This is a genomic window from Terrabacter sp. 05T424, from assembly GCF_056396225.1.
Map to the genome: position 1 here is coordinate 21973 of NZ_JBFTLB010000010.1, position 19500 is coordinate 41472.

The 19500-nt window shown below is 70.9% G+C and carries 18 protein-coding genes and 1 tRNA gene; 12 read left to right on the forward strand and 7 right to left on the reverse strand.

Annotation, left to right across the window (positions count from 1 at the left end):
• Positions 1 to 37: 37 nt before the first annotated feature.
• Positions 38 to 124: transfer RNA gene (locus tag AC1DE0_RS18365), tRNA-Leu, on the reverse strand.
• Positions 125 to 276: 152 nt separating this feature from the next.
• Here AC1DE0_RS18365 and AC1DE0_RS18370 point away from each other — a divergent pair.
• Complete coding sequence (locus tag AC1DE0_RS18370; RefSeq protein WP_478103654.1) at positions 277 to 1620, forward strand: M20/M25/M40 family metallo-hydrolase; 1344 nt, start codon at positions 277 to 279, stop codon at positions 1618 to 1620.
• A 24-nt stretch (positions 1621 to 1644) separates the two neighbouring features.
• Here AC1DE0_RS18370 and AC1DE0_RS18375 read toward each other — a convergent pair whose 3' ends face one another.
• The gene (locus tag AC1DE0_RS18375) at positions 1645 to 1830 is read right to left on the reverse strand and encodes a DUF5703 family protein (RefSeq protein WP_034770947.1); all 186 of its coding nucleotides are present in this window, start codon (positions 1828 to 1830) and stop codon (positions 1645 to 1647) included.
• A 179-nt stretch (positions 1831 to 2009) separates the two neighbouring features.
• Here AC1DE0_RS18375 and AC1DE0_RS18380 point away from each other — a divergent pair, with 179 nt between their 5' ends.
• Both AC1DE0_RS18380 and AC1DE0_RS18385 read left to right on the forward strand, forming a co-directional pair.
• Positions 2010 to 2807, forward strand: coding sequence for an SCO4651 family lipoprotein (locus AC1DE0_RS18380; RefSeq protein WP_478103658.1), 798 nt, complete (start codon positions 2010 to 2012; stop codon positions 2805 to 2807).
• Between the two features lie 114 nt (positions 2808 to 2921).
• Complete coding sequence (locus AC1DE0_RS18385; RefSeq protein WP_478103661.1) at positions 2922 to 3410, forward strand: hypothetical protein; 489 nt, start codon at positions 2922 to 2924, stop codon at positions 3408 to 3410.
• A 9-nt stretch (positions 3411 to 3419) separates the two neighbouring features.
• Here AC1DE0_RS18385 and AC1DE0_RS18390 read toward each other — a convergent pair whose 3' ends face one another.
• Positions 3420 to 4355 carry an aldo/keto reductase gene (locus AC1DE0_RS18390; protein WP_478103665.1) on the reverse strand — a complete coding sequence of 312 codons (936 nt, stop codon included), beginning with the start codon at positions 4353 to 4355 and terminating at the stop codon, positions 3420 to 3422.
• Between the two features lie 75 nt (positions 4356 to 4430).
• On the opposite strand from AC1DE0_RS18390, the gene AC1DE0_RS18395 reads away from it, so the two are divergent.
• Positions 4431 to 5504, forward strand: a complete 1074-nt coding sequence (locus AC1DE0_RS18395) for an LLM class F420-dependent oxidoreductase (RefSeq protein WP_478103669.1) — start codon at positions 4431 to 4433, stop codon at positions 5502 to 5504.
• Positions 5505 to 5587: 83 nt separating this feature from the next.
• Entirely contained in the window at positions 5588 to 6448 is an 861-nt protein-coding gene (locus AC1DE0_RS18400; RefSeq protein WP_478103674.1) for an undecaprenyl-diphosphate phosphatase, read from the forward strand.
• 99 nt (positions 6449 to 6547) lie between these two features.
• On the opposite strand, the gene corA is transcribed toward AC1DE0_RS18400, so the two are convergent.
• Entirely contained in the window at positions 6548 to 7549 is a 1002-nt protein-coding gene (corA, locus tag AC1DE0_RS18405; protein WP_478103678.1) for a magnesium/cobalt transporter CorA, read from the reverse strand.
• Between the two features lie 97 nt (positions 7550 to 7646).
• Between corA and AC1DE0_RS18410 the strand changes: the two genes are divergently transcribed.
• The 4 genes from AC1DE0_RS18410 to mshC all read left to right on the forward strand — a co-directional run bounded on the left by AC1DE0_RS18410 (position 7647) and on the right by mshC (position 11072).
• A complete protein-coding gene (locus AC1DE0_RS18410; protein ID WP_478103683.1) occupies positions 7647 to 8378 on the forward strand; it encodes an MSMEG_4193 family putative phosphomutase in 732 nt (243 codons plus the stop codon).
• 10 nt (positions 8379 to 8388) lie between these two features.
• Positions 8389 to 8934 (forward strand): DUF3090 domain-containing protein, encoded by a 546-nt coding sequence (locus tag AC1DE0_RS18415; RefSeq protein WP_478103687.1) that lies wholly within the window; start codon positions 8389 to 8391, stop codon positions 8932 to 8934.
• Positions 8918 to 9727 carry an SCO1664 family protein gene (locus AC1DE0_RS18420; protein WP_478103691.1) on the forward strand — a complete coding sequence of 270 codons (810 nt, stop codon included), beginning with the start codon at positions 8918 to 8920 and terminating at the stop codon, positions 9725 to 9727. Before AC1DE0_RS18415 ends, AC1DE0_RS18420 begins: the two co-directional genes overlap by 17 nt.
• A gap of 103 nt (positions 9728 to 9830) precedes the next feature.
• On the forward strand, positions 9831 to 11072 hold the full coding sequence (gene mshC / locus AC1DE0_RS18425) for a cysteine--1-D-myo-inosityl 2-amino-2-deoxy-alpha-D-glucopyranoside ligase (RefSeq protein WP_478103694.1): 1242 nt from the start codon (positions 9831 to 9833) through the stop codon (positions 11070 to 11072).
• Between the two features lie 96 nt (positions 11073 to 11168).
• Here the strand turns inward: mshC and AC1DE0_RS18430 are convergent, their stop codons facing one another.
• A complete protein-coding gene (locus AC1DE0_RS18430; RefSeq protein ID WP_478103698.1) occupies positions 11169 to 12023 on the reverse strand; it encodes a PAC2 family protein in 855 nt (284 codons plus the stop codon).
• Positions 12024 to 12278: 255 nt separating this feature from the next.
• Between AC1DE0_RS18430 and metH the strand changes: the two genes are divergently transcribed.
• Positions 12279 to 16061 (forward strand): methionine synthase, encoded by a 3783-nt coding sequence (metH, locus tag AC1DE0_RS18435; RefSeq protein ID WP_478103700.1) that lies wholly within the window; start codon positions 12279 to 12281, stop codon positions 16059 to 16061.
• 4 nt (positions 16062 to 16065) lie between these two features.
• Entirely contained in the window at positions 16066 to 16773 is a 708-nt protein-coding gene (locus tag AC1DE0_RS18440; protein ID WP_478103704.1) for an HAD family hydrolase, read from the forward strand.
• 23 nt (positions 16774 to 16796) lie between these two features.
• Here AC1DE0_RS18440 and AC1DE0_RS18445 read toward each other — a convergent pair whose 3' ends face one another.
• A complete protein-coding gene (locus AC1DE0_RS18445; protein WP_478103708.1) occupies positions 16797 to 17654 on the reverse strand; it encodes a LysR substrate-binding domain-containing protein in 858 nt (285 codons plus the stop codon).
• A 78-nt stretch (positions 17655 to 17732) separates the two neighbouring features.
• On the opposite strand from AC1DE0_RS18445, the gene AC1DE0_RS18450 reads away from it, so the two are divergent.
• On the forward strand, positions 17733 to 18110 hold the full coding sequence (locus tag AC1DE0_RS18450; RefSeq protein ID WP_478103712.1) for a DUF5997 family protein: 378 nt from the start codon (positions 17733 to 17735) through the stop codon (positions 18108 to 18110).
• 21 nt (positions 18111 to 18131) lie between these two features.
• Here AC1DE0_RS18450 and AC1DE0_RS18455 read toward each other — a convergent pair whose 3' ends face one another.
• Positions 18132 to 19484: an aminotransferase-like domain-containing protein gene (locus AC1DE0_RS18455; protein WP_478103717.1), complete on the reverse strand. Its 1353-nt coding sequence runs from the start codon at positions 19482 to 19484 to the stop codon at positions 18132 to 18134.
• Positions 19485 to 19500: the final 16 nt, after the last annotated feature.

Consider the following 19500-nt stretch of genomic DNA (forward strand, 5'->3'; position numbering starts at 1 on the left):
CCCGGGCTCCTGACCTGCAGGAACCCGGGGGCCTTCGTGGTGTCGAGGGGGGGACTTGAACCCCCACGCCCGTTAAGGGCACTAGCACCTCAAGCTAGCGCGTCTGCCATTCCGCCACCCCGACAAGGTGTGCAAGGGGCTCGTGGGATTCCCTTGCGGCGAGGCGAAACGTTAGCACGGGGCCACCCGAAAAGACCAAACGGCCCCGGCTGTCGGGAGCCCCCGCGGAACGGACCCGACCCGCGGCCGTGGAGGCTGCGGCATACGCTGGCTCGCATGAGCCACGACGACGCCGACCGCACCGCGCCGAGCCCCCTCGTCCCAGAGGACGAGGTCGCCCGGATCTGCGCCGAGCTCATCAGCATCGACTCCTCCAACTACGGCGACGGCTCGGGCCCGGGGGAGCGCAAGGCAGCCGAGTACGTCATGGGCGAGCTCGCCGACGTGGGCCTCGAGGGCACGCTGCTCGAGAGCGAGCCGGGCCGTGCCACCGTCGTGGTGCGACTGGAGGGCGAGGACTCCACGCGTCCGGGCCTCGCCGTGCACGGCCACCTCGACGTCGTGCCGGCCAACGCGGCCGACTGGCAGGTCGACCCGTTCGCGGCCGAGGAGCGCGACGGCTGCATCTGGGGTCGCGGCGCGGTCGACATGAAGGACATGGACGCGATGATCCTCGCGAACATCCGCCACTTCGCCCGCACCGGCACACGGCCGGCACGCGACACGACGTTCGTCTTCTTCGCTGACGAGGAGGCCGGCGGCACGCTCGGCAGCCACTGGCTCGTCGACCACCACCCGCAGTGGTTCGAGGGGGTCACCGAAGCCATCAGCGAGGTCGGCGGCTACAGCGTCACGGTGCCGACGCCGCAGGGCCAGCAGCGCGCGTACCTGCTCCAGACGGCCGAGAAGGGCATCGTCTGGCTGCGGCTGCACGCCCACGGCCGGGCCGGTCACGGCTCGGTGCCCAACGACGAGAACGCCATCGTCCGTCTGGCCGCCGCCATCGGCCGCATCGCCGCCCACGAGTGGCCGCGCGAGTACATCGCGTCCGTGCGCGAGCTGCTCGACACGCTCGGCACGATGACGGGCATCCCGGCCGGCGACGACCTCGAGCCGCTGCTCGGCACGCTCGGCGGCGCCCAGGGGTTCGTGCGCGGCACGCTGCGCGACACGGCCAACGTGACCATGCTCGAGTCGGGCTACAAGCACAACGTCATCCCGCAGTCCGCGTCCGCCGCCGTCGACTGCCGCTTCCTGCCTGGGCACGAGGAGTCGCTCATGGCGACGATCCGCGAGCTGGCGGGCGAACACGTCGAGATCGAGGTCGTCCACCGGGACGTGGCGCTCGAGGCGCCCTTCTCGGGCGACCTCGTCGAGTCGATGAAGCAGTCGCTGCTTCGCGAGGACCCCGAGGCCGCCGTCCTGCCGTACTGCCTGTCGGGAGGCACCGACAACAAGGCGCTGGGCCGCCTCGGCATCGACGGCTACGGCTTCGCGCCGCTGCGTCTTCCTGCCGACCTCGACTTCGCCCCGATGTTCCACGGCATCGACGAGCGGGTGCCCGTCGACTCGTTGCGCTTCGGCGCGCGCGTGCTCGGCGACTTCCTGCGCACCTGCTGAGGCGGCGCAGGGCGGGCCCGCAGCTCAGGCCGTGCGCTCGACCCGCATGATGCGTCGCCGCAGCCACATCCGGCGCACGCCGCCCTCGTAGATGACGGTGCGGGACAACTCCCAGCGGCCGTACTCGGCGTGCTCGCGCACCGCCTGCCGCGCCTGGGCCTTGGACGTGTGGCGGTCGAACGTCAGGACCCGGTACTCGTACTCCGTCATCATTTCCATTCTGACACCAACCGTGATCCCAACGAGACCGTATGCCGTTGCGCCGCGTTCATCGTGCCGCGATACCGTCGCTGGGTCATCCGAGGTCGCCGACGCCCACTCGCGTCGGCCACGGCGCGGGGGAACCGCCGGGCAGGGCCCGGCGTCAAGGGCCCAGGAGGTCAACAACCATGAAGTGGAACATCCGCCGCACCGCGGCAGCAGTCATCGTCCTTCCCGCTGTGCTCGGCGTCGCCGCCTGCGGCAAGAGCGAGACGCCGGCCGCGACCGCCGGCCAGACGGCGAGCCAGTCGTCCGCCGCCGCGACGACCGACGCCCCGGCCTCCGGTCAGCCGTACAAGGACAAGGCCTCGTTCGTCGCCGCGATGAAGGCCGCAGGCAAGAACACCTCGACCGCCCACGTGACGATGGACATGGACGCGGCCGGGCAGAAGATCGCCATCACCGGCGACACGAAGATCGACGCGGCCAACCCCGCGATGAAGATGTCGATGGACATGGGGCCGTCGATGAAGCTCGACATGATCCTCGTCGACAAGAAGATCTTCATGAAGGGCTTCCCCGGCCTGGCCGCCGGCAAGTGGGCCGTCATCGACAGCAGCTCGACGATGGGCAAGCAGCTCGCCGAGTCGCTGAACCAGGCCGACCCGACGAAGATGTACGACCAGTTCGGAGCGGCCGTCTCCGACGTCAAGTACGTCGGAGACGACACCGTCGACGGGGCGAAGGCCTTCAAGTACGACCTGACGCTCGACACCAAGGCCATGCAGGCGCAGCTGCCGGCCACCGACAAGACCAAGCTGCCCGACACCATCAAGTACACCGCGTGGCTCGACGAGAAGGACCAGCTGCGCAAGGTGACCTTCGACCTCATGGGCGTCAAGGCCAACATGACGATGGGCAAGTACGGCGAGCCGGTCGACATCACGGCCCCGCCCGCCGCCGACACGGTCAAGGCTCCGCTCTGACCCTCGACGACGAGCGCGGGTGAACGCACCGCCAACAACGCCGTAACGGTCCGGGGGCGGTTTGACCGTCGGTATTCACTGCCCACCATGCTCGCGACCGACTACCGTCGAGGCATGACAGTGGATCCCCGCTCCGCCCTCGAGCAGCTGATCGCCGCCCTGGAACGCCACTTCGAGGCTGCCAACGCGAGCCGGGACCCCGACCACCCGATGGTCATGGCTGCGGCCCAGGACCTCGCCGAGGCCTTCGACGACTACGACGAGGCGCTGTACGAGACGACCGAGGTCGCAACGCCGCTCGCCATCTACGGCGACGACTTCGACGGCCACGAGGACGAGGACGGCACCGAGGGTCGCGTCTACGCCGGTCTCGACTCGGACGACTACGACGACGACGATGACTACGAGGATGACGACGACGACGAGGACGACGACGAGGACGACGACGAGGACGACGACGAGGACGACGACGAGGACGACGACGAGGACGACGACGAGGACGACGAGCTGGACGACGAGCTGGACGACGACCTCGACGAAGACGATGACTACGAGGACGATGAGGACGTCGAGGTCAGCAACGGCGCGGGTGCCCGCGCCTGACCATCGCCGCTAGGCCGACACGTCGTCGAGCGCGGCGACGATCTCGTCGGGCAGCACCACCTCGAGGCTGGCCAACGACGAGCGCAGCTGCGCCGCGGTGCGCGCCCCGACGATCGGTGCGGCCACTCCGGGCCGGTCCCTCACCCACGCCAGGGCCACCTCGCCCGGCTTGACGCCCAGCCCGCGGGCCGCCATCGCCACGGCTTCTGCCACGCGCGCGGACTGCCCGCCGAGGAAGCGCTCGGCGAACCCCGGGAAGTCGTCGGAGGCCGCGCGCGACCCCGACGGGATGCCGTTGCGGTACTTGCCTGTGAGGACGCCCCGACCCAGCGGCGACCAGGGGAGCAGGCCGAACCCGAGTGCCGTGGCCGCCGAGGTGACCTCGTGCTCAGGCGTCCGGCATACGAGGGAGTACTCGATCTCGTTGGCCACCAACGGGATCCGTGCGGCCTCGAGCAGGCTGAAGGCCCTCGCGGCCTGCCATCCGGAGTAGTTGGACACACCGACGTAGCGAGCCCGCCCTGACGAGGCGGCCCACTCGAGGGCGGAGAGGGTCTCGGAGAGCGGCACGTCGTCGGACCAGGTGTGCACCAGCCACAGGTCGACGTGGTCGGTGCCCAGCCGTCGGAGGGAGCTCTCGAGCTGAGCCATCAGGCCCCTCCGCGAGACGTCGACCTGGCGCTCGCCCCGGGCGCGCGAGATGCCCGCCTTGGTGCAGATGACGAGGTCGTCGCGCGGCACCGTGCCGGCGAGCAGCGCGCCCAGGATCGTCTCGGCGTCGCCGCCGCCGTAGCCGTACGCCGTGTCGACGAGGTTGCCGCCGGACTCGACGAACGCTCGCAGGTGGTCGCCGGCCTCGTGCCGGTCGACGGCGTTGCCCCAGAGCATGGTCCCGAGGGCGAGAGGGGTGACCGAGAGACCGGACGAGCCGAGACGCCTGCGCATGTCCCGAACGGTAGTGGGCGACGCCTCGCTACCGGCGCCCGGCACGGCGCGCGCCACGCCGATAGCCTGCGCAGCATGAGGATCGGTGTGAACCTTGGCTACTGGGGACGCGGGACGACGGGCGCCGACCAGGTGGCCGTCGCCCGGACGGCAGACCGGCTCGGCTACGACAGCGTGTGGGTCGCGGAGGCGTACGGCTCGGACAGCCCGACGATGCTCGCGTGGATCGGTGCCCTCACCGAGCACGTCGGCCTCGGTTCGGCGGTCATGCAGATCCCCGGCCGCACTCCGGCGATGACCGCGATGACCGCCGCCACCATCGACACGATGTCGGGTGGTCGCTTCCGGCTTGGCCTCGGCGTCTCCGGTCCGCAGGTGAGCGAGGGATGGCACGGCGTACCGTTCCGCAGCCCGCTGGGGCGCACGCGCGACTACGTCGAGATCGTGCGGGCGGCCCTGCGCCGCGACACCGTCACCCACGCCGGACCGCACTACCCGCTGCCGCTGCCCGGCGGTCCCGGCAAGGCGCTCAAGCTGTCCGCGCGACCGGCGCGCCCCGATGTCCCCGTCTACCTGGCCGCCGTGGGGCCGAAGAACCTTGAGCTGACCGGCGAGGTCGCCGACGGCTGGCTGGCGATCTTCTTCAGCCCCGAGCACGCCGCCGACCAGTTGGCCACGCTGGCCAAGGGCCGGCGTACGGGCGGCCACGGCACGGCGGAGGACCCGATGGCCGGCTTCGACGTCGTGGCCACCACGCCGGTGGTCCTCGTCGACGATGTCGAGGAGGCGGCGAACCACGTGCGGGACTACTGCGCGCTCTACATCGGCGGCATGGGGTCGCGTGAACAGAACTTCTACAACCAGCTGGCCGGCCGCATGGGCTTCGAGGACGCTGCGGCGCGCATCCAGGACCTCTACCTCGCGGGCCGACCCCGCGAGGCGGCGGCCGCCGTGCCACTCGAGTTCATCGACGAGACGGCACTGCTGGGTTCGCCGGCTCGTGTCGCCCAGCGCATCGGCCGCTACGAGCAGGCCGGTGTCACGACGCTCGCCGTGGCTGTCGGCGGTGGCATGACGCAGGACCAGGCGGTTGCCACGCTGCACGTCGTCGCCGAGGTCGCCGGTCTTCCCAGCCGACGTTCTGGATAGGGTGCGACATTGTGCCGCGTGGCCGCTGGACCCTGTGGGGGCGGCCCGACCCGTCCCTCTGCGCAGAAGGTTCTCCCTGACCCATGGCTGACCTCAGCTACCTCGACTCCGTCATCCTCGGTGTCGTCGAAGGCCTGACCGAGTACCTCCCCGTGTCCTCGACCGGACACCTGACGATCACCGAGCAGCTGCTCGGGCTCAAGGTCGACGACCCCGCCGTGACGGCATACACCGCCGTCATCCAGCTCGGCGCCATCGCGGCGACCCTTCTCTACTTCTTCCGCGACATCGTCCGCTTCGCGGTCGCCTGGTTCCGCGGCCTGGGCAGTGCCGAGGCCCGCAAGGACCCCGACTACGGCCTGGCCTGGGCGGTCGTCGTCGGCTCGATCCCGGTGGGCATAGTCGGCTTCCTCGCGCGCGACGTCATCTCCGGCGCACTGCGCAGCCTGTGGGTCGTCGCCGCCGCGCTCGTGCTCTGGAGCGTCGTGATGGTCGTCGCAGAACGCCTCCACACCCGCTTCGAGTCGCGTGGCGAGGTCCGCGGCGAGCACTCGGTGCGCCCGATGGACGGCCTCGTGATCGGCCTCGTCCAGTGCTTCTCGCTGATCCCCGGAGTGTCCCGGTCGGGTGCGACGATCTCCGCCGGTCTCGCCCGAGGCATCGACCGGGTCACGGCCACCCGGCTCAGCTTCTTCCTCGCCATCCCCGCCCTCACCGCGGCAGGCCTCTTCCAGGCGGTCCAGGAGAAGGACGGCCTGTCGGCCCTCGGCATCGGCCCGGTCATCGTCGGCCTCGTCGTCGCCTTCATCGTCGCCTACGCCTCGATCGCCTGGCTGCTCAAGTTCGTCGCGAGCAACAGCCTGCTGCCGTTCGTCTGGTACCGCGTCGCGCTCGGCCTGCTCCTGGTGGTGGGCCTCGTCACGACGGTCATCTCCGCGACCTGACGCGCCGGCACCACACCTTCGACGCCGTCACCCGAGCCGTCGGGTGGCGGCGTCGCGCTGTCAGGCTGCAGGGCTGCGGCCGCGCAGCGCAGCGCCGACTTACAGCCAGCCCGAGCGTTTGAACGCCCGGTAGAGGCCGACGCAGGCAGCCGCCATGACGGTCAGCACGAGGAAGTAGCCGTAGTGGAACTCCGTGCCACCGATGTGGACGCTCGCCGTCAGCTCGGGCATGTGGTCGAAGTTCATGCCGTAGATGCCGGCGATCATCGTCGGCACCGCGGCGATGGCGACCCAGGCGGAGATGCGTCTCATGTCCTCGTTCTGCTTGACCGAGACGCTGGCCAGGTGGGCCGAGAGCACGTCGGTCAGCAGGCGGTCGTAGGACTCGACGTGGTCGTTGACGAGCCGGAGGTGGTCGGCGACATCGCGGAAGAACGGCATGATCTCGGCCGTCAGCATGCCGATGGGCCCGCGCTCCATGAACTGCGTGAGCGTGTCGGCGAGCGGCTGGCTGGCCCGGCGGAACTCCAGGACCTCACGCTTGAGGCGGTAGATCGTGTTGGCGTCACCGCCGAGGTGCGAGGCGAAGACCTGCTCCTCGATCTGCTCGAGGTCCCTGCGCACCTCCCGGTCCACGACGAGGTAGTTGTCGACGACGGAGTCCATGACGGCGTGGAGCACGGTCATGGCGCCGTGGCCGAGACGCTCGGGCTCGGTCTCCAGCCGCTGGCGCACTCCCGCGAGCGGGTTGCCCTCGCCGTGTCGCACGGTGACGACGAAGCGGTCGCCGATGAAGAGCATCACCTCGCCGGTCTCGATGTCGCTCGTCGCCTCGATGTAGCGCAGGGTCTTCAGCACGACGAAGACGGACGACTCGTACTTCTCGATCTTGGCCCGCTGGTGGCCGTTGACGGCGTCCTCGACGGCGAGCGGGTGCAGGTGGAGCTCCTCGTTGACGAGGTCGAACTCGTCGTCGGTGGGGTCCTTGAGCCCGATCCAGAGGAAGCCGTCCTGGGTCAGGCGCAGCACGTCGAGCTCGTCGCTGAGGTCGCCGCACCCCTGCCGCCGGCCGTTGCGGTAGATGGCCTTGTCCACGATCACACGCCTATGTGACCACGGCTCGCTGGGAGCGGTCATGAGGTGGGCGTCGACGCGGCCGTATGCCGTCCGGTGCCGGCGCGCGTCTAGGCTGGCGGGCGTGCCCACCGTCATCTTCGTGCGCCACGGGCGATCGAGCGCCAACACCTCCGGCGTGCTCGCCGGCTGGATGCCGGGCGTCTTCCTCGACGAGACCGGTGAGGCCCAGGCCGCCGCGGTCGGCCAGCGGCTCGCGTCCGCGGTGCTGCCCGTCGCCGAGGTGGTCAGCTCACCGCTCGACCGGTGCGTGCAGACCGCCGATCTGCTGTGGGCGGCGTTGCCCGGGCACGTCGCCCGCAGCGTGCACGACGGCTTCGGCGAGTGTCGCTACGGGGCCTGGACCGGGCGTCCGATCTCCGAGCTGGCCCGTGAGGAGCTCTGGAAGGTGGTGCAGGACCGCCCCAGCGAAGCGCGCTTCCCGGACTCGGCGGCATACCCCGCGGAGTCGATGGCCGAGATGCAGGACCGGGCGCTGCGGGCCGTTCGCGAGACCGATGCCCGCATCCTCGAGACGCACGGCAAGGACGCCGTCTGGGTCGCCGTCTCGCACGGCGACGTCATCAAGTCGATCCTGTCGCACGCCACCGGCGCGCACCTCGACGACTTCCAGCGGATCAACGTCGACCCTGCCTCGGTGAGCGTCGTGCGCTACACCAGCCGCAAGCCGTTCGTGCTGCGCCTCAACGACGTCGGGGGAGACCTCGGGGGGCTGCGACCCCCCGAGAAGCCGGCCGCCGAGGAAGGCGACGCGGTCGTGGGCGGGGGCGCCGGTGCCTCCGACACCGTCGGATAGGGTCGGTGCCATGACGGTCCAGGACTTCGATCCCGCTGACCGGTTCGTCGCCGGGACGGTCGGCCCGGCCGGCCAGAGAGCCTTCTACCTCCAAGCGAGCTCCGGTCCACTGGTCGTGACCGTGGCGGTCGAGAAGCAGCAGGTGTCGATCCTCGCCGACCGCATCAACGACGTGCTCGACCAGCTCGCGCCCGTCGCTGCCGTGGAGCCCGGAGAGCCGGGTGGCGTGCCCGAGGACACCGAGCCGCTCCAGACCCCGTTCGACGAGGACTGGCGGGTGCAGACGCTGTCGCTCGCCTGGGACGAGGACCGCCAGAAGGTCGTCATCGAGTGCCATGACCACGACCCCGACGACGACGACGAAGAGACCGACGACGAGGCCGGCCCGCTCGCGCGCAACTCGATCCGGGTCGCGCTGGCGCCTGCCGAGGCCCGTGCCTTCGCCCGTCGCAGCAACGCCCTCGTCGCTGCCGGGCGTCCTCCGTGCCCGTTCTGCGGCAACCCGCTCGACCCCACGGGCCACGTCTGCCCGCGGGCCAATGGCTACAAGCGCTGACCAGACGCCGTCGCCGGTCGACCTGACCGGCGAGATCGAGGTGGTCGGGCGCATCACCGACTCCTCCAACCTCGCCGTGCTCGCCACGGTCTCGACGTTGCCGGGCGGCCACGTCATCTACAAGCCGGTGCGCGGCGAACGGCCTCTCTGGGACTTCCCCGACGGCACCCTCGCCGGGCGCGAGGTCGCGACCCACGTCGTGTCGCAGCTCGGTGGCTGGGACGTCGTGCCGACGACGGTCATGCGCGACGGGCCGCTCGGGCCGGGGTCGGTCCAGCTGTGGATCGGCGATCCCTTCGACCCGGTGGCCGACGACCGGGTCGTCGACCTCGTGCCCGAGGGGCGCACCCCGGCCGGATGGCGCGCCGTCTTCGACGGAGAGACGCCGGGTGGCGCGTCGGTCACGGTGGTGCACAGCGGCGCCGACGACGTGCGCTCGCTGGCGGTGCTCGACGCCGCCGTCAACAATTCCGACCGCAAGGGCTCGCACTGCCTGCGTGACGGCGACGGGCGGCTCTGGGCCATCGACCACGGGGTCACGTTCTCGCCGACGCCGAAGCTGCGCACCGTGCTGTGGGGCTGGGCCGGCGAGCCGCTCACCGAGACCGACACGGGCCGCCTCCGGCAGCTGCTGGGTGCCCTCGAGGACGACGTCGCGAGATCCCGGCTGGACGACCTCCTGCCCGAGGGCGACGTCGACGCGCTGGCCCGACGGGTCAGGCAGCTGCTCGCCCGCGGCGTGCACCCGTTCCCCGACCCCGACTGGCCGTCGGTGCCCTGGCCGCCGCTCTGACCGAGCCTTCCGGCCGTCGGATGGCGTCGCCGTTCCCCCGCACGAACCCCCGCGGGGTCTGCGTCGACCCGCGGGATAGAGTCTCGGGGTGAGAAGCTGGCCGATGCCGTTCATCCCCCAGGTCCCCGGCAGCGCACCCGAGGTGCGGGTCCGCGACACGGCATCCGGCGAGCTCGTGCCCGCCGCCGGCGGTGACGCCGCCACGATCTACGTCTGCGGCATCACGCCCTACGATGCGACGCACCTCGGCCACGCCGCCACCTACGTCACCTTCGACCTGCTCGGTCGGGTGCTCCGTGACAGCGGCCACAGCGTGCGCTACGTCCAGAACATCACCGACATCGACGACCCCCTGCTCGAGCGGGCCGAGCGCGACGGAGTCGACTGGCGCGACCTGGCCACCCGCGAGATCGCCCTCTTCCGCGAGGACATGACCGCTCTCGCCGTGATCCCGCCCGACGAGTACCTCGGCGCCGTCGAGAGCATCCCGACGTTCGTGGGGCCGATCGAGAAGCTCGTCGCCGACGGCTGGGCGTATGCCGTCGCCGCGCCCGACGCGTCGCGCGACGGTGCGCAGGACTACTACTTCGACGTGGCGAAGGACCCGCGCTTCGGGTCGGTGAGCCATCTCGACGAGGTCGGCATGCTCGAGGTGTTCGAGGAGCGTGGAGGAGACCCCGACCGTGCGGGCAAGCGCAACCGGCTCGACGCCCTGCTCTGGCGGGCCCACCGCGAGGGCGAGCCCGAGTGGGACGGTGGGTCGCTCGGCTCCGGCCGCCCGGGGTGGCACATCGAGTGCGCCTGCATCGCGCTGGACCACCTCGGCGTCCCCGTCGACGTGCAGGGTGGCGGCACCGACCTCGTCTTCCCGCACCACGAGATGAGTGCCGCCCACGGCCGTGCGCTCAGTGGGTCAAGCTCCTTCGCCGGGGCCTTCGTGCACCAGGGGATGGTGGGCCTCGACGGCGAGAAGATGAGCAAGAGCAAGGGCAACCTCGTGCTCGTCTCACAGCTGCGCCGCGAGGGCGTCGACCCGATGGCGATCCGGCTCGCGCTGCTGGCCCGGCACCACTCGGAGGACTGGATCTACGAGGACGACCAGCTCGTCGAGGCGCAGCAGCGGCTCGACACGTGGCGGAAGGCGTTGTCGGGCAACGGTGGTCCGGTCGCAGACCAGACCGTCGACGACATCCGCGCGGCCCTCGCCGACGACCTCGACAGCCCGCGTGCGCTCGGCGCCGTCGACCGGTGGGCCAGCCAGGCGCTGTCGCGCGGCGGTGACGACCCGGGTGCACCGGGCGTGCTCGGCCGCGCCCTCGACGCCCTCCTCGGCGTCCGCCTCTGAACCGACGCAGATCTGTCTGCAGATCAGTCTGCAGATCAGTCGGCAAGGGGTGTTGCCTGACGACATCGAACGCGGACTGATCCGCACCTGATCGGGTTAGCGGCCGGTCTGGTCGTCGTCGCGGCCGCGGAGGTAGCGCTCGAACTCGCGGGCGATCGCGTCACCGCTGGCCTCGGGGAGCTCTGCGGTGTCCTGGGCCTCCTCGAGCGACTGGACGTACTCGGCGACCTCCTCGTCGGACTGCGCGAGCTCGTCGACGCCGCGCTCCCAGGCCCTGGCGTTCTCCTCGAGGTCGCCGTGCGGCACGGTGATGCCGAGCAGCGACTCGATGCGGCGCAGCAGGCTCAGAGTCGCCTTGGGCGACGGCGCGGCCCCGGCGTAGTGCGGCACGGCCGCCCAGGCGGACACCGTCGGGATGCCGCTGTCACTGGCGGTGTTGCTCAGCACGCCGACGATGCCGGTCGGGCCCTCGTAGCGCGACGCCTCGACGTCGAAGCGGTGGATGGCCGCCTCGTCCTCGGCCGTCGCCGTCACCGGGATCGGGCGGGTGTGGGGCACGTCGGCGAGGAGCGCGCCGATCGTGACGATCGTCGTCACGCCGAGCTGCTCGGCGAGCTCGAGCAGCTCGATGGAGAACGCGCGCCAGCGCATCGACGGCTCGATGCCCTGCACGAGCACGACGTCGCGACCGAGGCCCGTCTCGGTGGCGACGAGGATGCGCGTCGTGGGCCACGACAGCATGCGCCGTCCGTCCTCGAAGGAGACCCGCGGTCGGTTGACCTGGAAGTCGTAGTACTCCTCGGGGTCGAACGCGGCCACGACCTCCGCATCCCAGACCTCGGCGAGGTGCCGAACGGCGCTCGTGGCAGCCTCGCCGGCGTCGTTCCAGCCTTCGAAGGCCGCGATGAGCACCGGGTTCGTCAGCTCCGGCACGTCCTCGAACTCCAGCACGTCATCTCCTTCACCGTGGCCGCCCTCGCGTCCACACCTTCAGCCTAGGTCCTGGCGCCCCCACGGCGCCGGAGTCGTCGGGGTTGCCGGGCGTGCCGCCGTATGCCGGTGGGCGGGCTCCGATGCGGAGCGGAGCCGCAACCCGCCGCCACCGCTGCCCGCAGTGCGGGCGGTGGAGCGTGCGACCCGTGAGGTCCGTAGAATCAGGGCGGTCCCGTCCCACGGCGCACACCCGCGCCGCAGAGAGGAGCCATCGTGTCCCTGTCGCAACAGCGACCCGACGCCACCGAGAGCCTGACCGCGATCCTCGGACAGCGCATCATGGTCCTCGACGGCGCCATGGGCACGGCCATCCAGCGCGACCGCCCCGACGAGGCGGGCTACCGTGGCGAGCGCTTCGCCGACTGGCCGAGCGACGTGCAGGGAAACAACGACCTCCTGACGCTGACGGCGCCCGACATCATCGCCGGCATCCACCGCGAGTACCTCGAGGCCGGCGCCGACATCATCGAGACCAACACGTTCAACGCCAACGCCATCTCGCTGTCCGACTACGGCATGGAGGAGCTCGCCTACGAGCTCAACTTCGAGTCGGCCGCGCTGGCCCGTCGCGAGGCCGACGCCATGGCGGGGCGCACTCCCGACCAGCCGCGCTACGTGGCGGGCGCGCTCGGGCCGACGACGCGTACGGCCTCGATCTCGCCCGACGTCAACGATCCTGGCGCGCGCAACGTCTCCTACGACCAGCTCGTGGCCGCCTACCTCGAGGCCGCTCGTGGGCTCGTCGACGGCGGCAGCGACCTCATCTTCATCGAGACGATCTTCGACACCCTCAACGCCAAGGCTGCGATCTTCGCCGTCGAGACCCTCTTCGAGGAGCAGGGGCGGCGCTGGCCCGTCGTCGTCTCGGGCACCATCACCGACGCCTCCGGACGCACCCTCTCGGGGCAGGTGACCGAGGCGTTCTGGGACTCCATCCGACACGTCTCCCCGCTCGCCGTCGGGCTCAACTGCGCCCTCGGTGCCAAGGAGATGCGGCCCTACATCGCCGAGATGGCCCGCCTCGCCGACTCCTTCGTCTCCTGCTACCCCAACGCCGGCCTGCCCAACGCGTTCGGTGAGTACGACGAGGCGCCCGACGAGACCGCGGCCATCGTCGGCGAGTTCGCCGAGGCGGGGCTCGTCAACCTCGTGGGCGGCTGCTGCGGCACGACGCCCGAGCACATCGCGGCGATCGCCAAGGCTGTCGACAGCAAGGCCGTGCGCGAGCGCCGCGCCATCGAGCCCGCCATGCGCCTCTCGGGCCTCGAGCCGTTCACCATCACCGACGACAGCCTTTTCGTCAACGTCGGTGAGCGCACCAACATCACCGGCTCGGCGCGCTTCCGCACCCTGATCAAGGACGGCGACTACGACACCGCACTCTCGGTCGCTGCCCAGCAGGTCGAGAGCGGCGCGCAGGTCATCGACGTCAACATGGACGAGGGCATGATCGACGGGGTCGCGGCGATGGACCGCTTCCTCAAGCTCGTCGCGAGCGAGCCCGACATCAGTCGGGTCCCGGTCATGGTCGACTCCTCGAAGTGGGAGGTCATCGAGGCCGGGCTCAAGTGCGTCCAGGGCAAGGCGATCGTCAACTCGATCTCGCTCAAGGAGGGGGAGGAGTCCTTCCTCGAGCACGCCCGCCTCGTGCGCAAGTACGGCGCTGCCGCGGTCGTCATGGCGTTCGACGAGGACGGTCAGGCCGACTCCCTCGAGCGCCGCAAGCAGATCTGCTCACGCGCGTACGGGCTGCTGACCGAGCAGGTCGGCTTCCCGGCCGAGGACATCATCTTCGACCCCAACGTGTTCGCCGTGGCGACGGGCATCGAGGAGCACGCGTCGTACGGGCTCGACTTCATCGAGGCGACGCGCTGGATCAAGGAGAACCTGCCGGGCGCCAAGGTGTCCGGGGGCATCTCGAACGTCTCGTTCAGCTTCCGCGGCAACAACCCGGTGCGCGAGGCGATCCACGCCGTCTTCCTCTACCACGCCATCGCGGCGGGCCTCGACATGGGAATCGTCAACGCCGGCGCCCTAGCCGTCTACGACGAGGTGGACGCCGAGCTGCGCGAACGCATCGAGGACGTCGTGCTGAACCGTCGGCCCGACGCCGCGGAGCGGCTCCTCGAGATCGCCGAGGAGTACAACAAGGTCGGCCAGGCGGCCGAGGTCACCGAGGAGGAGTGGCGCGCGCTCCCGCTCGGTGAGCGCATCACGCACTCCCTCGTGAAGGGCATCGACGCGCACATCGAGGCCGACACCGAGCTGCTCCGCGCCGACATCGCCGAGCGGGGTGGACGGCCCATCGAGGTCATCGAGGGTCCCCTCATGGACGGCATGAACGTCGTGGGCGACCTCTTCGGCTCGGGCAAGATGTTCCTCCCGCAGGTGGTCAAGAGCGCCCGAGTCATGAAGAAGGCCGTCGCCTACCTCATCCCTTTCATCGAGGAGGAGAAGGCGAAGGACCCGGAGCTGGCCAAGGCCAAGGACACCAACGGCACGATCGTCATGGCGACCGTCAAGGGCGATGTCCACGACATCGGCAAGAACATCGTCGGGGTGGTGCTCCAGTGCAACAACTACGAGGTCATCGACCTCGGGGTCATGGTGCCCGCCCAGAAGATCCTCGACGCCGCCAAGGAGCACGACGCCGACATCATCGGGCTCTCGGGCCTGATCACCCCCTCCCTCGACGAGATGGTCGGCTTCGCCGCGGAGATGCAGCGCCAGGGCCTCACCATCCCGCTCCTCATCGGTGGGGCGACGACGTCACGCGCCCACACGGCCGTCAAGGTCGACCAGCGCTACGACGGGCCCGTCGTCTGGGTCAAGGACGCCTCCCGCTCGGTGCCCACCGCAGCCGCGCTGCTCAGCGACGAGCAGCGGCCGAAGCTGCTGGCCAAGGTCAAGGACGACTACGACGCGCTGCGTGCCCGGCACGCCACGAAGCACGACCGGCCGCTCCTGACGCTCGAGCAGGCGCGGGAACGGCGCAGCGAGATCGACTGGTCCGCCTACCGTCCGCCGCACCCGCACCTGCTGCTCCAGCAGGACCACGACGTCTCGTCGATCACCCGGTCGCACCGGGCGTCCCAGCACGTCAAGGTGTTCCACGACTACTCGCTCGGCGAGCTGCGCCGCTACATCGACTGGCAGCCGTTCTTCAACGCCTGGGAGCTCAAGGGGAGCTTCCCCGACATCCTCAACAACCCGGCCAGCGGGCAGGCGGCCCGCAAGCTCTACGACGACGCGCAGGCGATGCTCCACCGCATCGTCGAGGAGCGATGGCTGCGCGCCAACGGGGTCATCGGGTTCTGGCCGGCCAACTCCACCGGCGACGACGTCGAGGTCTACCTCGACGACGAGCGCACCGAGCCTCTCGCGGTGCTGCACCACCTCCGCCAGCAGGGCGACCACCGCGCGGGGGTGCCCAACCGCTCCCTCGCCGACTACGTCGCCCCGAAGGGCAGGCGCGACTGGGTCGGCGGGTTCGCCGTGACGGCCGGCCTCGGCAGCCAGGAGCGCGTGGCGAAGTTCAGGGCCGATCTCGACGACTACGACGCGATCCTGCTCGAGTCGCTGGCCGACCGGCTCGCCGAGGCCTTCGCCGAGCGACTGCACGAACGCGTGCGCAAGGAGTTCTGGGGCTATGCGCCTGACGAGCACCTCGACAACGTCGCGCTCATCAAGGAGCAGTACGCCGGCATCCGGCCCGCGCCCGGCTATCCCGCGTGCCCCGAGCACACCGAGAAGCAGACGCTGTGGCGCCTCCTCGACGTCGAGGCCAACACGGGCATGACCCTCACCGAGAGCATGGCCATGGCCCCGGGCGCCTCGGTGTCGGGCTGGTACTTCTCGCACCCGCAGTCCCAGTACTTCGTCGTCGGCCGGCTCGGCCGCGACCAGGTGCAGGACTACGCCGACCGCAAGGGCTGGACCCTCGCCGAGGCGGAGCGCTGGCTCTCCGCCAACCTCGCCTACGACCCTGAGGACTGACCCGGTGACCCTCTCGCAGGCCGCGCACACCGACAGCGCGCCGCCCACCTACCCCGCCGCGGTCCTCTGGGACATGGACGGCACGCTCGTCGACACCGAGCCGTACTGGATCCAGGCCGAGCACGAGCTCGTGGCCCAGCACGGCGGCGTGTGGAACGACGAGTTCGCGCACCAGCTGGTGGGCAACGCGCTCGAGGTGTCGGCGCAGCTGATCCTCGACCAGTCGGGCATCGAGCTGACGGTGCCGGAGATCATCGACGCGCTGCTGGCGCGCGTCATCTCGCAGGTGGAGCAGCGCGTGCCGTGGCGACCGGGTGCCCGCGAGCTGCTGCTCGAGCTGGGCGAGCTCGGGGTGCCCTCGTTGCTCGTCACCATGTCATGGCGCACCCTCGCCGACATGGTCGTGGGACGCCTGCCCGAGGGCGTGTTCCAGGCCCTCGTCACCGGTGACGAGGTCAGCCACGGCAAGCCGCATCCCGAGCCCTACCTGGCGGCGGCTCGGCTCGTCGGTGCCGAACCGGCCGACTGTGTGGCGCTGGAGGACTCGCCGGCCGGCGTCCGTTCGGCGACCGCCGCGGGCGTGCCCACGATCGCGATCCCGCACGTCGTCCCTGTGCCAGAGATCGAGGGCGCAGTGCACATCGACACCCTGGCGGGAGTCTCGGCAGCCGACCTCACGCGGATCGTCGCGGCGGTGCGCTCGGCGCGCTGAGGTCACGTCGCCGGGCGACGGGGTCACCGGCCGCCCTTGCGCCGGCCCCGCCCGCCTGCGGCGCCGCCACGGCTGCGACGGGTGTTCGCGCCGGCACCTGACGACCTCTTGGCGCCACCCGGCTTCTGGTGCGTACGCGCGTGCTTGGGGCCGTCCTTGCTCGTGCCCTTGCGCTTGGGCTCGTCCCGGGCAGCCCGGCCGGCCGATGTGTCGGCGGATGCTCCGGCGGACGCCCCCGGACCCCCGCGTGTGCTGCGTTCGGTGCGACCGCGCACGATGCCGATGAACTCCTCCAGGCGCGGGTCGTCGTCATCGACCCGCCACGCGAGCGCCACCCCGGAGAGGGCAACCCCGTTGACCGGCCGGTGGACGACGTCCTTGCGATGGTGCAGGCGCGCGACCGACATCGGGACGATCACGATGCCGGAACCGGTGGCAACGACCGAGATCGCCTGCTTGGTCGACATGGGGGGCATCGCCGCCGACCGCTCCCTGACCTCCGGGGCCGCCACGCCGGCCCATTCGGGGACGAGGTCGGGGTGCTGCATCAGCACCTCGGTGGCCAGATCGGCGACCTCCACCTCGTCGAACGCCGCGACGACGTGGTCCTTCGCGACCACGACGACCGGGACCTCCTCGTAGAGGGGGATGACATGCAGGCCGTGCCTCTCGACGGGCAGTCGCAGCAGCGCCATCGAGGAGGTCTCGTCGCGCAGGTGCCCCAGGACGTCGGCGTCGTCGGCCGGGACGGCCTCGATGGGGGAGTCGGGCAGACGCCGGGCCCAGACCCGCAGCCACTTGTCGGGCGTCACGCCGGGGACGAACTCGACGCGGAACGGCGACCCGCCGTCCGGTGGGCTCCCTGTTTCGGCTTCGGACACGTCACGAGCGTAGAGGACCCCGCCCGCCGGACAACCACGCTGTCACGTCGGACTCCGCGCACGCCCTAGGCTGGGCCCATGCCCTCGCCGAAGTCGCAGACGATGAAGCCCCAGACGGCCGCCAAGAAGCTCGGGGTGCTGCTCTCGGAGACACCTGCGGACTTCCAGGACGGCGTCGTCAGCCGCGACGAGCTCAACGCGCTGCAGGCCGACCCGCCCGAGTGGCTCGCGTCGCTGCGTCGCAACGGTCCCCACACCCGCCAGGAGTCGGCTCGGCGCCTGGGCGTCTCCGGCAGCGGGCTCGTGCGGGCCGGCGTGGGCGAGCACTTGACGACCGACGAGATCAAGGCGCTCCTCGAGGAGATGCCGTCGTGGCTGGTGGCCGAGCGCGACATCCTGACTCAGGTGCGAGCCGAGGACGCCCGCGTCCAGGCCCGCAACGCCGAACGCGACTGAGGCGCAACGGATTCACGCGCCTCAGCGGTGCTGGGCGGTCCACGCCCCGGCMGCTGCCGCCTCCGCCACGAGGTCGGCCACCTCGACGTGGTCGTGACGCACGAGACCCGTGGTCACCCGGACGTGGCCGGCAGCGCCGTTGACCGGATCGACCGAGAACGGTGAGCCAGGGGTCACGGCGATTCCGTGACTGGCCAGGCGCAGGACGGCGGCTGCCTCGTCGCGCACGGGCACCCAGACGTTGAGCCCGTCGGAGCCGGGAACGGTGATGCCGTGCTCGGCGAGCCGCGTCACGACGAGCTCGCGGCGGCGCGCGTACTCCGCTCTCGCAGAGGCGATCTGACCTTGACACGTCTCGTCGCTGAGCAGCGATGCGAGGACGCGTTGGAGCAGCCGGCTCGTCCAGCCCTGGCCGAGGGCGCGCGAGCGACGCACCGGGGCGAGCAGGGCCGCGGGGCCGCTCAGCGCAGCGATGCGCAGGTCGGGGCCGTGGGACTTGCTGTAGCTGCGGATGTGCAGCACCTGGTCGGGGATCCAGGCCCCGAGGCTGATCGGCGACGAGCTGGAGATGGGGCCGCTGGAGTCGTCCTCGATGACGATGCAGTCTCGACCCTTGAGGAGCGTGGCGAGGCGACGGGCCCGGGTGGGTGACATCGAGATGCCGGTGGGGTTCTGACCGCGCGGCTGGATCACCACTGCGACCGGGCGACGGGGGAGCAGGGCCTCGATCCGGTCGAGGTCGATGCCGGTCTCGTCGAGCGGCACGCCCACCACGTCCACGCCGCGGTCCTCGAGCAGGTCGAGCAGCGGCGGGAACCCGGGGTTCTCGACCACGACCAGGTCGCCGGGCCGGAGCAGGACGCGCGTGACGAGGTCGAGGGCGTCCATGGCGCCGTCGACGACGAGGAGCTCTTCGGCGGCATACGGCCAGTCGCGCAGCAGCGCGCTCCGCAGCTCGTCGAGCAGCGGGTCGTCGAGGTAGCTGCTCGGGGTGGCCGGGTCGTCGAGTCGGGTCAGCACCGGGTGCAGGGACGGCAGCAGCCGTCCGTCGGGGATCCCCGTCGACAGGTCGAGGCTGACCGGCGACGCGTGGCGCAGCGCCCGGCTGTAGCGCTCACCGCCGCGCGTCGTCGGTGCCACTGTGGTCCCGCGCCGGCCGTCGGAGCGGATGGTTCCCGACCGGGCGAGCAGCTGCCAGGCCGCGCTGACGGTGGTCGGCGACATCATCAGCTCCTCCGCCACTCGGCGGATCGGCGGCAGCTGGTCGCCGGGCAGCAGCGTGGCGTCGCGGATGGCCCGCGACACCGCCTGCGCCAGTCCCTTCGCCGTCGGTGCGTCGAGGCGCTCCTCGATGGCGGAGATCTGGGCTCGCATGTTCGTAACATAGCAA

Bases quoted from the DNA above. Each gene is read 5' to 3' on its own strand.
- AC1DE0_RS18450 (WP_478103712.1), top strand. From the start codon at position 17,733: ATGCCCTCGCCGAAGTCGCAGACGATGAAGCCCCAGACGGCCGCCAAG.
- AC1DE0_RS18415 (WP_478103687.1), top strand. From the start codon at position 8,389: ATGACGGTCCAGGACTTCGATCCCGCTGACCGGTTCGTCGCCGGGACG.
- AC1DE0_RS18375 (WP_034770947.1), bottom strand. From the start codon at position 1,830: ATGACGGAGTACGAGTACCGGGTCCTGACGTTCGACCGCCACACGTCC.
- mshC (WP_478103694.1), top strand. From the start codon at position 9,831: ATGCCGTTCATCCCCCAGGTCCCCGGCAGCGCACCCGAGGTGCGGGTC.
- AC1DE0_RS18400 (WP_478103674.1), top strand. From the start codon at position 5,588: ATGGCTGACCTCAGCTACCTCGACTCCGTCATCCTCGGTGTCGTCGAA.
- AC1DE0_RS18380 (WP_478103658.1), top strand. From the start codon at position 2,010: ATGAAGTGGAACATCCGCCGCACCGCGGCAGCAGTCATCGTCCTTCCC.
- AC1DE0_RS18390 (WP_478103665.1), bottom strand. From the start codon at position 4,355: ATGCGCAGGCGTCTCGGCTCGTCCGGTCTCTCGGTCACCCCTCTCGCC.
- AC1DE0_RS18395 (WP_478103669.1), top strand. From the start codon at position 4,431: ATGAGGATCGGTGTGAACCTTGGCTACTGGGGACGCGGGACGACGGGC.
- AC1DE0_RS18420 (WP_478103691.1), top strand. From the start codon at position 8,918: ATGGCTACAAGCGCTGACCAGACGCCGTCGCCGGTCGACCTGACCGGC.
- AC1DE0_RS18370 (WP_478103654.1), top strand. From the start codon at position 277: ATGAGCCACGACGACGCCGACCGCACCGCGCCGAGCCCCCTCGTCCCA.
- AC1DE0_RS18385 (WP_478103661.1), top strand. From the start codon at position 2,922: ATGACAGTGGATCCCCGCTCCGCCCTCGAGCAGCTGATCGCCGCCCTG.